Annotated in this window: 12 protein-coding genes; 6 read left to right on the forward strand and 6 right to left on the reverse strand. The window is 72.7% G+C overall.

Annotated features, from left to right (window positions below; all coding sequences use genetic code 11):
- Positions 1-37: 37 nt before the first annotated feature.
- The 3 genes from hutH to ACWD11_RS01690 all read right to left on the reverse strand — a co-directional run bounded on the left by hutH (position 38) and on the right by ACWD11_RS01690 (position 4,185).
- Positions 38-1,576 (reverse strand): histidine ammonia-lyase, encoded by a 1,539-nt coding sequence (gene hutH, locus ACWD11_RS01680; protein ID WP_451281121.1) that lies wholly within the window; start codon positions 1,574-1,576, stop codon positions 38-40.
- Between the two features lie 64 nt (positions 1,577-1,640).
- Complete coding sequence (locus ACWD11_RS01685) at positions 1,641-2,804, reverse strand: diguanylate cyclase domain-containing protein (RefSeq protein ID WP_451280657.1); 1,164 nt, start codon at positions 2,802-2,804, stop codon at positions 1,641-1,643.
- A 577-nt stretch (positions 2,805-3,381) separates the two neighbouring features.
- Complete coding sequence (locus tag ACWD11_RS01690) at positions 3,382-4,185, reverse strand: enoyl-CoA hydratase/isomerase family protein (RefSeq protein WP_389415237.1); 804 nt, start codon at positions 4,183-4,185, stop codon at positions 3,382-3,384.
- A gap of 171 nt (positions 4,186-4,356) precedes the next feature.
- On the opposite strand from ACWD11_RS01690, the gene ACWD11_RS01695 reads away from it, so the two are divergent.
- Positions 4,357-4,977 (forward strand): hypothetical protein, encoded by a 621-nt coding sequence (locus ACWD11_RS01695; protein WP_451280660.1) that lies wholly within the window; start codon positions 4,357-4,359, stop codon positions 4,975-4,977.
- Positions 4,978-4,980: 3 nt separating this feature from the next.
- Here ACWD11_RS01695 and ACWD11_RS01700 read toward each other — a convergent pair whose 3' ends face one another.
- Both ACWD11_RS01700 and ACWD11_RS01705 read right to left on the reverse strand, forming a co-directional pair.
- Positions 4,981-6,090: an adenylate/guanylate cyclase domain-containing protein gene (locus tag ACWD11_RS01700; RefSeq protein WP_451280662.1), complete on the reverse strand. Its 1,110-nt coding sequence runs from the start codon at positions 6,088-6,090 to the stop codon at positions 4,981-4,983.
- Between the two features lie 150 nt (positions 6,091-6,240).
- A complete protein-coding gene (locus tag ACWD11_RS01705; RefSeq protein ID WP_451280664.1) occupies positions 6,241-7,101 on the reverse strand; it encodes a biotin--[acetyl-CoA-carboxylase] ligase in 861 nt (286 codons plus the stop codon).
- Between the two features lie 111 nt (positions 7,102-7,212).
- Here ACWD11_RS01705 and ACWD11_RS01710 point away from each other — a divergent pair, with 111 nt between their 5' ends.
- The 4 genes from ACWD11_RS01710 (at position 7,213) to ACWD11_RS01725 (ending at position 9,888) form a co-directional block, all read left to right on the forward strand.
- Positions 7,213-8,811: an acyl-CoA carboxylase subunit beta gene (locus ACWD11_RS01710; RefSeq protein ID WP_389415241.1), complete on the forward strand. Its 1,599-nt coding sequence runs from the start codon at positions 7,213-7,215 to the stop codon at positions 8,809-8,811.
- A 19-nt stretch (positions 8,812-8,830) separates the two neighbouring features.
- Positions 8,831-9,040, forward strand: a complete 210-nt coding sequence (locus tag ACWD11_RS01715; RefSeq protein ID WP_389415242.1) for an acyl-CoA carboxylase epsilon subunit — start codon at positions 8,831-8,833, stop codon at positions 9,038-9,040.
- A gap of 93 nt (positions 9,041-9,133) precedes the next feature.
- Positions 9,134-9,262, forward strand: coding sequence for a morphogenic membrane protein MmpB (gene mmpB / locus ACWD11_RS01720; protein ID WP_383319438.1), 129 nt, complete (start codon positions 9,134-9,136; stop codon positions 9,260-9,262).
- A gap of 5 nt (positions 9,263-9,267) precedes the next feature.
- The gene (locus ACWD11_RS01725) at positions 9,268-9,888 is read left to right on the forward strand and encodes a nucleoside triphosphate pyrophosphatase (RefSeq protein ID WP_389415243.1); all 621 of its coding nucleotides are present in this window, start codon (positions 9,268-9,270) and stop codon (positions 9,886-9,888) included.
- Here ACWD11_RS01725 and ACWD11_RS01730 read toward each other — a convergent pair.
- Positions 9,857-10,324 carry a hypothetical protein gene (locus ACWD11_RS01730; protein ID WP_389415244.1) on the reverse strand — a complete coding sequence of 156 codons (468 nt, stop codon included), beginning with the start codon at positions 10,322-10,324 and terminating at the stop codon, positions 9,857-9,859. The two genes, ACWD11_RS01725 and ACWD11_RS01730, sit on opposite strands and share 32 nt — an antisense overlap.
- 381 nt (positions 10,325-10,705) lie before the next feature.
- Between ACWD11_RS01730 and ACWD11_RS01735 the strand changes: the two genes are divergently transcribed.
- Positions 10,706-12,478, forward strand: coding sequence for an acetyl/propionyl/methylcrotonyl-CoA carboxylase subunit alpha (locus ACWD11_RS01735; protein ID WP_389415245.1), 1,773 nt, complete (start codon positions 10,706-10,708; stop codon positions 12,476-12,478).
- The last annotated feature ends 109 nt before the right edge of the window (positions 12,479-12,587 follow it).

Consider the following 12,587-nt stretch of genomic DNA (forward strand, 5'->3'; position numbering starts at 1 on the left):
GCCGTACGCGCGTACGGCGGGGGCTTCGTGCTGTCCGCTACCGCAGCGGCCCGGTGACGCTCTCCACGGCCGCGACCAGCCGCCCGTCGCGTACGAAGGCGTCCGCCGCCGCGAGATCCGGCGCCAGGAAACGGTCCGGCCCCGGCCCCTGGACCCCGGCCTTCCGTACGGCCTCGATGACGGCCCGGGTGGCGGGCGCGGGGGTGAGCCCTTCCCGCAGTCCGACGCCCCGGGTGGCCGCGTACAGCTCGATCGCGACGACCCGCGTGAGGTTGTCGACGGCGGTACGCAGCTTCCGCGCGGCCGACCACCCCATGGAGACGTGGTCCTCCTGCATGGCGGAGGAGGGGATCGAGTCGGCGGACGCGGGCACCGCGAGCCGCTTCATCTCACTGACCAGAGCCGCCTGCGTGTACTGCGCGATCATCAGCCCCGAGTCGACGCCGGCGTCGTCGGCGAGAAACGGCGGCAGGCCGTGGCTGCGGTTCTTGTCCAGGAGCCGGTCGGTGCGCCGCTCGGCGATGGAGGCGAGGTCGGCGGCGGCGATGGCGAGGAAGTCGAGCACGTAGGCGACCGGCGCCCCGTGGAAGTTGCCATTGGACTCCACCCTGCCGTCCGGAAGGACGACGGGGTTGTCCACGGCGGAGGCCAGCTCCCGCTCGGCGACCAGCCGGGCATGGGCCAGGGTGTCCCGCCCGGCACCGGCGACCTGCGGAGCGCACCGCACGGAGTAGGCGTCCTGCACCCGCGGGGCGTCGTCCTGGTGGTGCCCGGTGAGCTGGGAGTCCTTCAGTACGGCGAGCATGTTGGCGGCGGAGGCGCCCTGCCCCGGGTGGGGGCGGATGGCGTGCAGCTCGGGCGCGAGCACCTTGTCGGTCCCGAGCAGCGCTTCGAGGGAGAGGGCCGCGGTGATGTCGGCGGACTTGTACAGCCTCTCCAGATCGGCCAGCGCCATGACCAGCATGCCGAGCATGCCGTCGGTGCCGTTGAGCAGGGCGAGACCCTCCTTCTCGCGCAGGACGACGGGGGCGATGCCGTGCTCCGCGAGCAGCTCGGCGGCGGGGCGTACGGTGCCGTCCGGGCCCTCGGCGTCGCCCTCGCCCATGAGCGCGAGGGCGCAGTGGGAGAGCGGGGCGAGGTCGCCGGAACAGCCGAGGGAGCCGTACTCGTGGACGACCGGCGTGATGCCGGCGTTGAGCAGGTCGGCCATGGACTGCGCGACCTCGGGCCGCACGCCGGTGTGCCCCGAGCAGACGGTCTTCAGTCGCAGGAACATCAGGGCCCGCACGACCTCGCGCTCCACGCGCGGGCCCATGCCGGCGGCGTGCGAGCGGACGATGTTGCGCTGGAGCTGAGCGCGCAGCTCCTGGCTGATGTGCCGGGTCGCCAGGGCGCCGAAGCCGGTGGAGACGCCGTAGACGGGCTCGGGCTTGGCCGCGAGGGCGTCCACGAGCTCCCGGGCCGCGGCAAGAGCGGCCACGGCCTCCTGGCTCAGCTCGACGCGGGCGCCGTCGCGCGCCACCGCGAGCACGTCGGACGCGGTCGCCCCGGACGTCCCCACCACCACAGTGTGCATATCCATATTCAGGAGCGTACGCAGTGAATTCCCGGATGTCACCAGTGGGGGCCTGGTTCGCCCCTTACCGATCGGTCACGTCGCGGCGGCCCCGGAAGCGACGGCGTTCCCCGGCGGGGGGTTCGGCGGAGGGCGAGTCGGCGAGCCGGACGACGGGGTCGTCGGGGCCCTCCCGGCCCGCCACCACCGGCTTGGTGGCCCGCATGGCCTTGGCCTGGTACTGGGCGGCGTCGGCCAGCCGGAAGAGGCGGCGGGCCGAGACGACGGGACCGATGGGGTCGGCGGTGGAGGCGACGCCGCAGGCCACTCCGTCGCCCAGCTCCAGCTCGGCCGCGCGACGGCACAGTTCGTCGGCGGTGCGCACGACCTCGTCGGCGGACGGGCCGACCGCGAGCAGACAGAACTCGTCACCGCCGAGGCGGGCGGCCAACGCGCCGGGGAGCATGGCGCCGCACAGGGAGAGCACCGAGCCGAACCGTTCCAGCAGCCGGTCGCCCACGGCGTGCCCGCGGGTGTCGTTGACGCGCTTGAGCCCGTTCAGATCGCAGACGACGAGGCTGACGACGACACCCTCCGCACGGTGCCGGTCGATGGCCTCGTCCAGGCGTCCGTCCACGGCCCGGCGGTTGGCGAGACCGGTGAGCGCGTCGGTGTACGCCAGCCGCCGGGCCTCCTCCAGCCGTTCCGCCTGGGCGATCCCGGCGGCCACGACCGCGGCGAGGACGGTGGCGAAGTCGGCGTCCTCCCGCCCGAAGAGCGGGGCGCCGGTGGGACGGGCGACATAGAGCTCGCCCCACGCCCTGCCGTGCAGCACGATCGGTGCGACGACGCAGCAGCCGCGGCCCCGGCGCCGTAGAGCGGCCACGCGCTGATGCACATATCCCGGGCGCCGCCCCGCGGCCGGCCCCTCCGCCGTCTCCACCCAGGCGTTGGGCTCACCGCCCCCGGCCCAGCGTTCGTGCAGGAACTCGGTGATCTCGGGGAACTGGTGGACGGGGTAGGCCTCCCGCTCGGGGAACTCCTCCTCGTCGGGTGCCCGGTCCCCCACGTTCACCAGCACCCGCAACCGCCCCAGCTCCCGCTCCCAGACGGACAGCGCGGCGAAGCTCCCGCCGAGCGCACGGCAGGCCCCGCTCGCGGCGGCCCGCCACGCCTCGCGCGAGCTGTGCGCCGCCGCCATCCCCTGCGCCAGCCCCACGACGGCCGCGAGCCGGTTGTCCTCACCCATCACCCCAGGCTAGGGAGGTTCACGACAATTAGGGACATTGATACGGCGAACAGGTGTCACCACCGGGGGCCGCGTGGGGGCCGCCTGGCCCCGGGGGTGATGGGGCCGGGAGTCGCCTGGGCGGGGAGTCGCGGAGTGCGGGATCGGTGGAGGTTTCAGACCGGCTGGTCGGGGCAGGGGGGCCGGGTCGCTCGCGGCGCCACCCTCCACACCCCGAGCCAGGCAGGCCACGCCCCTCGCCGAAACCCCGCCAGTCCCGCCGCCCAGCCTGATTTCCGCCCCCGCCGAAACCACACCCCGCCACTCTCCAGGCAGGCGCCGACCCCTTCACACCCCGAGACCGGCAGGCCCCCACCCCTTCACACCCCGGAGCCAGGCGGGCCCCCGCCCGTTCAAGCCCCGGCCCAGGCAGGCCCCGCCCCTCGCCCAAACCCCACCAGTCCACCCGGCCCGCCGGATTTCCGCCCCACCGAAACCACACCCCGCCGCCCCCGGCCAGGCAGGCCTACCCCTTCACGCCCCGGGGCCCGGCAGGCCCCGCCCCGTCACGCCCCTGGCCGCGCAGGCCCCCGCCCCCTCACTCCCCCGGCCACTCCGGCTTTCGCTTCTCGTTGAAGGCGGCCACTCCCTCCGCGCGGTCGCCCGAGAACGCCACCGCTCGCCAGGCCGCGTCCTCGACCTCGAGGCCGGCCCGCAGGTCCAGCCCCTGTCCGAGCCGTAGCGCCCGCTTGGCGGCCCGCAGGCCCACCGGGGAGTTCCCCGCGATCCGGCCGGCCAGGGTCAGCGCCTCCTCCCGGTCCCGCCCCTCCTCCACCAGCTGGTCCACCAACCCCAGCTCCCGTGCCTGCACGGCCTCCACCCGCCGCGCCGTGAAGATCAGTTCGGCCGCCCGGGCCGCCCCGACCCGCCGCGGCAGCAGCTGCGTACCGCCACCGCCCGGGATCACCCCGACCGACACCTCCGGCAGCCCCACCACCGCGGTCGAGTCCGCCACGATCAGGTCACAGGAGAGCGCCAGCTCGAAGCCGCCCCCCAGGGCGAACCCGTGCACCGCCGCGATCGTCGGCACCGGCAGCTCCAGCACCCCGGTGTACGCACCCCGGGCCACCGGCCGCTGCCGCACCAGATCCGCGTCGCTGAAGGAGTTCCGCTCCTTCAGATCGGCCCCGACGCAGAACGCCCGCTCATGCGTCGAGGTCAGCACCACCACCCGTACGCCCGGGTCCGCCCCCAGCGCGGCGCACGCCTCGCCGACGGACCGTGCCATCTGCGTGGACACGGCGTTCATGGCCTTCGGCCGGTCCAGGGCCAGCTCCGCGACATGCCCACCGTCCCCGTGCCGCCGTACCAGCACGAACTCCCCGTACCGCTCCTCGCTCATGAGACCCTCCGGTTAACGCGGGTTAACAACAACCGCCCCGATCATCGCAGCCCGATCCCCCTCCGGGGAAGGCATCCCGTTCGGGTGACATCCCTACAAACCGCTCCGCCTGGTCCGCCGAGCGCATAGCGTGCGTCCGCCATGGCGCAGCGGGGAGGGAGTGTGAGGGCGGTGACGGAATCGTCGGCGGCACAGGCCGTGCCGGAGCCGGAGCCGGAGACCGGTGCCCCGGTCCGGCTCTTCGGCTCCCGTGGCCGGCACCGCCGCCCCCGTCCCCGCAAGGTCCTGCTCGCCGCGGGGGGCCTCGCCCTGGCGGCCGGCGCCCTGAGCCTCGTAAGGCTGACCCCCGAGTCGGGTCTCGGCGGCCTGGACGCACCGGAGGCGGAACCCTGGCCGGGCGGGGACGGGGCCCCGGCCACCGACCACGCCACGAACGCCGCCGCGGCGGTGGGCCCGCTCCCGCGGGTCAGCCCCTCCGCGACCACGGTGCTGGGCGGCCCGGGCGCACCGACCCCCACGGCACCCCCGAGCCCAGCACCGACGAACCCGGCGCCGACCGCACCCCCGCCCCCGCAGGCTCCGCTGGACCCGGCCACGACCATTCCCGAGGCCCCGAGAACCGACGCGCCGCAGCCGCCCGCGACGACCCACCCGGCGCCACAGCCCGCCGCCCCCAGCCGACCCGCGCACACACCGGCCCCCGAGCCGACGCCCGGCCCCACCGACCGGCCGGGCGTGTGCCTGCTGGTCATCGGACTGTGCGTGGACCCGCTGCCCGAGCGCGAGCACTGACCCCTACGACGGCATCGTATCCCGCCGGGTAAGCAGCCACGGCTCGACCACACCAAGGCCACGCACGGGCCGCTGCCACATCGGCTGCAGCGCGAACCGGTACGTCGGCGGCTCCTCGCCCTCCTTCTCGGCGGCGGCAGCGGCCTCCGCCGCCTCCGCCTCGGAGGCCGGCGCCTCCCCGGTCCGGATCAACTCCTGCGCGAAGGCGCTGTCGACGAGGACGGCGTCCCGAGGAGCTATCGACGTCAGCCGGGAGGCGAGGTTCACGGTCGTACCGAAGACATCGCCCATACGAGTGGTGACCGTGCCGAAGGCGATGCCGACCCGCAGCTCCGGCATGGTCTCGTCGTTCGCCATGGTCTCGATGAGCCGCAGCGCGATCTCGGCGGCGACGCCCGCGTCGTCGGCGGAGTACAGCACCTCGTCGCCGAGCGTCTTGATGAGCCGTCCGCCCCGCGCGGCGACCAGGTCGGCGGCGGTGGTCTCGAAGGCCTCGACGAGTTCGCCGAGCTCCTCCTCCTCCATCCGCCGGGTCAGGCGGGTGAAACCCACGAGGTCGGCGAAGCCGACGGCGAGGCGCCGGTCGACCATCTCCTCGTCGTCGGCGGCCTGCACGACCCGGCCGGTGGCGGCGGCGAGCTGGCGGCGCCAGACGTAGACGATGAACTCCTCCAGCTCGGGCAGGAGCAGCTCGACCAGGGGGTAGGTGACCTCCGTGCGGGTCATGCCCGGCTCGGGGGGTTCGGTCAGGCCCTCCAGGAAGGAGTCGATCTGCCACTCGGCGAGCCGGGCGGTGGTCTGCCCGGTGGACCTGGCCACCTGGACGGCCATGGCCTCGCTCAGCAGTCCCGCCTCGACGAGACCGGCGAGGCGCCTGAGCGCCAGCACGTCGGCCTCGGTCAGCGCCTTGGCCTGGCCGATGTCGGCGAAGCCCATGGCCCGCCAGAAGCGGGAGGCCAGCTCCATGGAGACACCGGCGCTGCGGGCGGCCTGGAAAGGGGTGTAGCGCCGCTCCGCGCCGAGGATGAGCTGCTCGAGACGCAGGGCGAGTGGATCTTCGCCGGGGTCGGCGGCGTGGGGGTCCATGCCGGAGCCCGTGTCGTCGACGGTCACGCCTGCTGCCCTTCCGATCTGCCGCGGTCAGGTATCGACCGGCCCCAACTCTACGGCAGGTGTGCGCCAGCTCACTCCGTTAAGCGGGGCAGAGGGTTTCCTGATCGCGTCCCTTTCCGGTATTCGGCGTCGGGCCCGCGGAGCCATCGCTCACGCCGGCCGCAGGTGCACGATGTCCCCCGCCCCCACCGGCTCCTGCACGCCCTCCTCCGTCGCGATCACCAGGCGTCCGTCCCCGTCCACGGCCACCGCCTCCCCGACGATCGACCGGTCCCCGGGCAGCTCCGCCCGCACCACCCGGCCGAGCGTCGCGCAGCCCGCCGCGTACGTCTCCTGGAGACCGCTCGCCGCGGGGTCGCCCCCGGCCGACCGCCACCGCCCGTACCAGTCCTCCAGCGACCGCAGCACCGCCCGCAGCAAGGTGTCCCGGTCCGTGCTCACCGCCCCGGCCAGCGCCAGCGACCCCGCCTGGGGCACCGGGAGCTCATCCTCCTTGAGGGTGACGTTGATGCCGACGCCCATCACCACCCCGTCGTCCCCGGCCCGCTCCGCGAGGATGCCTCCGGCCTTGCGCTCGGCGCCGCCCACGGTCACCAGCAGGTCGTTCGGCCACTTGAGTGCCGTGTCGACCCCGGCCGCCCGCGACAGCCCCGTCGCCACCGCCACGCCGGTGAGCAGCGGCAGCCAGCCCCACCGCTCGACCGGCACCTGGGCCGGCTTCAGCAGGACGGAGAAGAACAGCCCCGAGCGGGCCGGTGCCGTCCACTGCCGGTCCAGGCGGCCCCGGGCCGCCGTCTGCTCCTCCGCGACCAGGACCGCGCCCTCCTCGGCTGTGCCCTTCGCGGCCAGCGCCACCAGGTCGGAGTTGGTGGACCCGGTGCGCTGGACCACCTCCAGCTCGCGGTAGAGGCCGCCGTCACGGACCAGCGCCCGGCGCAGCGCCACGGCGTTGAGCGGGGGGCGTTCCAGGTCGGACCAGCGGCTGTCGTCTGATGCATCGCGCGGCGTCATGCAAGCCACCCTAGGTGTGGCAAACGCCGCACTGCCGATCGGTAGACGCACCACTACTCTACGGATGAGTAACCGTCCCCCCTTTTGAGCAGGCAGGGAGCCGCGATCCCGATGTCCGAGCCGGAAGAGCAGATCGACATCCACACCACCGCGGGCAAGCTCGCGGATCTTCAGCGCCGCATCGAGGAAGCGACGCACGCCGGCTCCGCACGTGCCGTGGAGAAGCAGCACGCCAAGGGCAAGCTGACGGCCCGTGAACGGGTCGAACTCCTCCTGGACGAAGGCTCGTTCGTCGAGCTGGACGAATTCGCCCGGCACCGCTCCAGCAATTTCGGGCTGGAGCACAACCGCCCCTACGGCGACGGCGTCGTCACCGGGTACGGCACCGTCGACGGCCGCCCGGTCGCGGTGTTCTCGCAGGACTTCACCGTCTTCGGCGGTGCGCTGGGCGAGGTCTACGGCCAGAAGATCGTCAAGGTGATGGACTTCGCGCTGAAGACCGGCTGCCCGGTCATCGGCATCAACGACTCCGGCGGCGCCCGCATCCAGGAGGGTGTCGCGTCGCTGGGCGCCTACGGCGAGATCTTCCGCCGCAACACCCACGCCTCGGGCGTCATCCCGCAGATCAGCCTGGTCGTCGGGCCGTGCGCGGGCGGCGCGGTGTACTCGCCGGCCATCACCGACTTCACGGTCATGGTCGACCAGACCTCGCACATGTTCATCACCGGTCCGGACGTCATCAAGACCGTCACCGGTGAGGACGTCGGCTTCGAGGAGCTGGGCGGCGCGCGGACCCACAACTCCGCCTCGGGCGTGGCCCATCACATGGCCGGGGACGAGAAGGACGCCATCGAGTACGTCAAGCAGCTGCTGTCGTACCTGCCGTCCAACAACCTCTCCGAGCCGCCGGCGTTCCCGGAGGAGGCGGACCTCGAACTCACCGACGAGGACCGCGAGCTGGACGTGATCGTGCCGGACAGCGCGAACCAGCCGTACGACATGCACACGGTGATCGAGCATGTCCTGGACGACGCCGAGTTCTTCGAGACGCAGCCGCTGTTCGCGCCGAACATCCTCACCGGGTTCGGGCGGGTGGAGGGCCGGCCGGTCGGGATCGTCGCCAACCAGCCGATGCAGTTCGCGGGCTGCCTGGACATCGACGCGTCCGAGAAGGCCGCGCGGTTCGTGCGCACGTGCGACGCGTTCAACGTCCCGGTGCTCACCTTCGTGGACGTGCCCGGCTTCCTGCCGGGCGTGGACCAGGAGCACACCGGCATCATCCGGCGCGGCGCCAAGCTGATCTACGCCTACGCCGAGGCGACGGTCCCGCTGATCACCGTCATCACCCGCAAGGCCTTCGGCGGCGCCTACGACGTCATGGGCTCCAAGCACCTGGGCGCCGACCTGAACCTGGCCTGGCCGACGGCGCAGATCGCGGTGATGGGCGCGCAGGGCGCGGTGAACATCCTGCACCGCAGGACGATCGCCGAGGCCGAGGTGAACGGCGAAGATCTGGAGGCGGTGCGCGCCCGGCTGATCCAGGAGTACGAGGACACCCTCCTCAACCCCTACGTCGCGGCCGAGCGCGGCTACGTCGACGCCGTGATCATGCCGTCGGAGACCCGTCGGCACATCGTGCGCGGGCTGCGTCAGCTGCGCACCAAGCGGGCGTCCCTGCCGCCGAAGAAGCACGGCAACATCCCCCTCTGAGGACCGCTAAGGAGCCGCTGTGACGATCAAGGTCTTGCGGGGCAACCCCACACCCGAGGAGCTGGCCGCCGCCCTGGCGGTGGTCCGCGCCCGCGCCGCGGCGGCGGTGGCCGAGCCGTCCGGCGCGGACCAGCCGGGCGCCGCGTGGTCCGACCCGGCGAGGGTCGCGGCCCACCGGCTGCCGCAGCCGGGGCCGACGACATGGGCACGGACGTACTGGCCGGGCTGAAACCCCTGAGCGGCGCGGAGAAGTGGAACCCCGGGCGCCGACTTGAGTACGCGTACTCAGGCGCCCGGGACGGCCACGCCGCACGCTGGGAGCATGTTGTGGTCCGACCCCGAGGATGAGCCCCCCGAGGAACTGCGCGACATGCAACGCATGCTCCGCAGACTGGGTGTTCTCATGGCGTTGGCCATGGTGCTCGCGATGCTGGTCACCGGTCTACGCTGAACCACATGACCGATCACCCCCGCCGCCGGCTCGTGCTCGCCTCCCAGTCCCCCGCCCGACTGAACCTCCTGCGCCAGGCCGGCCTGGACCCCGAGGTCATCGTGAGCGGCGTCGACGAGGACGCCGTCACCGCACCCACCCCCGCCGAGCTGGCGCTCGCCCTGGCCGAGGCGAAGGCCTCCGTCGTGGCGGCCCGGCCGGAGGTCATGGGCGCGCTGGTGATCGGCTGCGACTCGGTCCTCGACCTGGACGGACAGGCCCTCGGCAAGCCCGCCGACGCCGAGGAGGCGACCGCCCGCTGGAAGGCGATGCGCGGCCGGGCGGGCACCCTGCAGACCGGGCACTGCGTCTGGGACACCGCGAGCGGACGGTACGCCTCCGCCACCGCGTCCACTGTCGTCCGGTTCGGCGAGCCCACCGACGAGGAGGTCGCCGCGTATGTCGCCTCGGGCGAACCCCTCTACGTCGCCGGGGCGTTCACCCTGGACGGCCGCTCGGCCCCGTTCATCGACGGCATCGACGGCGACCACGGCAACGTCATCGGCCTCAGCCTGCCCCTGCTGCGCCGCCTGCTGGCCGAACTGGGCGTGGGGATCACGGAGTTGTGGGCGCCGGCGGACCGGTGACGGGCGGCGCGCCCTCCCCGCCGGGCACGGCGTCGGCGGGCTCCGCCAGGCTGTCGTAGGTCATCAGCAGCAGCACGATCAGCCCCAGCACCACGACCATGAAGAGGAACTCGGCCCAGCCGAGCAGTCCCCAGGCGAACGCGCCGAGCAGTCCGTGCACCACCGCCGCGCTGATCAGCAGCATCCGGCCGAGGCCGGCCGCCGGGCGGTCGCGCAGCGCCACCAGCAGGGCGACCACGCCGCACAGGGCGAAGTACAGACCGAAGAGGAGTCCGCCGATCTTCGAGGACACCGACATCACGTCCGGGTCGAGGCCCGCCAGGGACATGTCCTGGCGGTCGACCACGACGCCCAGGAACCACTGCACCGCCGCGATGCCGAGCGCCTCGGCGAACAGGACGACCGCCACCACCCATGCCACCGGTCTGCGCACCACCGGTCCCCACCCACTTCCGAGCGCTCCAGCGCCGTCCTAGCAGGACTGCGGTTACTGCAAGTACGTTCAGGAGATCGAACGCTACTAACGGGTAAACCTCGGGACAAGGGTTCTGGGAGTGGCAAAGAATCATTGGGCCATTCGTAGGGACTCCACAAAGAAACAGAGTGGGCCGCAGCACGCCTTCACAGAGACCTTGACCACACCCGAGGGCTAGGGTTTCCCCGAGGAGTCCTGCGTACGGCGGTGCGACAAGGGATTTCGCGGGTCGAGCGAGCCTCGAATCACGCTCCGTGTGGGCAAGCTCACCATTGGGGACGGGTCGAAGTGCCGTGTCGGCAGTCCCTAAACTCGGCTTGTTTCAAGGAGGGAGCCTCAATCGTGCGCAAGGTGCTCATCGCCAACCGTGGCGAAATCGCTGTCCGCGTGGCCCGGGCATGCCGGGACGCCGGTATCGCGAGCGTGGCCGTATACGCCGACCCCGACCGGGACGCTCTGCATGTCCGCGCCGCGGATGAGGCGTTCGCACTGGGCGGTGACACTCCGGCCACCAGTTACCTGGACATCGACAAGGTCTTGAAGGCGGCGCGCGAGTCGGGGGCGGACGCCATCCATCCCGGCTACGGCTTCCTCTCCGAGAACGCCGAGTTCGCTCAGGCGGTTCTCGACGCGGACCTGATCTGGATCGGCCCGCCGCCGCAGGCGATCCGGGATCTCGGGGACAAGGTCGCCGCCCGTCACATCGCCCAGCGCGCCGGTGCGCCGCTGGTCGCCGGTACGCCCGACCCGGTCTCCGGTGCCGAGGAGGTCGTCGCCTTCGCCGAGCAGCACGGTCTGCCGATCGCGATCAAGGCCGCCTTCGGTGGCGGTGGCCGTGGCCTGAAGGTCGCCCGGACCCTCGAAGAGGTGCCGGAGCTGTACGACTCGGCGGTCCGTGAGGCCGTCGCCGCGTTCGGGCGGGGCGAGTGCTTCGTCGAGCGCTACCTGGACAAGCCGCGGCACGTGGAGACCCAGTGCCTGGCCGACACCCACGGCAATGTCGTCGTGGTGTCGACCCGTGACTGCTCGCTGCAGCGCCGGCACCAGAAGCTGGTCGAGGAGGCCCCGGCGCCGTTCCTGTCCGAGGCGCAGATGGCGGAGCTGTACTCCTCCTCCAAGGCCATCCTGAAGGAGGCCGGCTACGTCGGCGCCGGCACGGTGGAGTTCCTGGTGGGCATGGACGGCACGATCTCCTTCCTGGAGGTCAACACCCGTCTGCAGGTGGAGCACCCGGTCACCGAGGAGGTCGCCGGCATCGACCTGGTGCGCGAGATGTTCCGGATCGCCGACGGCGAGGAGCTCGGCTACGGCGACCCGGTGCTGCGCGGGCACTCCTTCGAGTTCCGCATCAACGGCGAGGACCCGGGCCGCAACTTCCTCCCGGCGCCCGGCACCGTCACCGCCTTCGAGGCGCCGTCCGGGCCCGGTGTCCGGCTGGACGCGGGCGTGGAGTCCGGCTCGGTCATCGGCCCCGCCTGGGACTCCCTGCTGGCCAAGCTGATCGTCACCGGCCGCACCCGCAAGGAGGCCCTTCAGCGGGCCGCGCGCGCCCTGGAGGAGTTCCAGGTCGAGGGCATGGCCACGGCCATCCCGTTCCACCGCGCGGTCGTCAAGGACCCGGCGTTCGCCCCCGAACTCACCGGCAGCCAGGACCCGTTCACGGTCCACACCCGCTGGATCGAGACCGAGTTCGTCAACGAGATCAAGCCCTTCGCCGCGCCCGCCGACGTGGACGCGGACGAGGAGACGGGCCGGGAGACGGTCGTCGTCGAGGTGGGCGGCAAGCGCCTGGAGGTCTCGCTGCCGTCCTCGCTCGGCATGTCGCTGGCCCGCACCGGCCTCGCGGCGGGCGCCAAGCCCAAGCGGCGCGCGGCGAAGAAGTCCGGTCCCGTCGCCTCCGGCGACACCCTCGCCTCGCCGATGCAGGGCACGATCGTGAAGATCGCGGTCGAGGAGGGCCAGGAGGTCAAGGAGGGCGACCTGGTCGTCGTCCTGGAGGCCATGAAGATGGAACAGCCGCTCAACGCCCACAAGTCCGGCACCATCAAGGGCCTGTCGGCCGAGGTCGGCGCGTCCCTCACCTCCGGCGCCGCGATCTGCGAGATCAAGGACTGAGCCGTACGCACCTCCCGAGGCGCCCGGCGGACTGCACCGAACAGTCCGCCGGGCGCCTCGTTTTCCCGTGCGGTGCCGGCCCGGTCCGGGAGGGCCGCTCGGGGGTGGG

It is taken from the genome of Streptomyces sp. NPDC002776, from assembly GCF_053592195.1.

Bases quoted from the DNA above. Each gene is read 5' to 3' on its own strand.
- hutH (WP_451281121.1), bottom strand. From the start codon at position 1,576: ATGCACACTGTGGTGGTGGGGACGTCCGGGGCGACCGCGTCCGACGTG.
- ACWD11_RS01685 (WP_451280657.1), bottom strand. From the start codon at position 2,804: ATGGGTGAGGACAACCGGCTCGCGGCCGTCGTGGGGCTGGCGCAGGGG.
- ACWD11_RS01690 (WP_389415237.1), bottom strand. From the start codon at position 4,185: ATGAGCGAGGAGCGGTACGGGGAGTTCGTGCTGGTACGGCGGCACGGG.
- ACWD11_RS01705 (WP_451280664.1), bottom strand. From the start codon at position 7,101: ATGACGCCGCGCGATGCATCAGACGACAGCCGCTGGTCCGACCTGGAA.
- ACWD11_RS01710 (WP_389415241.1), top strand. From the start codon at position 7,213: ATGTCCGAGCCGGAAGAGCAGATCGACATCCACACCACCGCGGGCAAG.
- mmpB (WP_383319438.1), top strand. From the start codon at position 9,134: ATGTTGTGGTCCGACCCCGAGGATGAGCCCCCCGAGGAACTGCGCGAC.
- ACWD11_RS01725 (WP_389415243.1), top strand. From the start codon at position 9,268: ATGACCGATCACCCCCGCCGCCGGCTCGTGCTCGCCTCCCAGTCCCCC.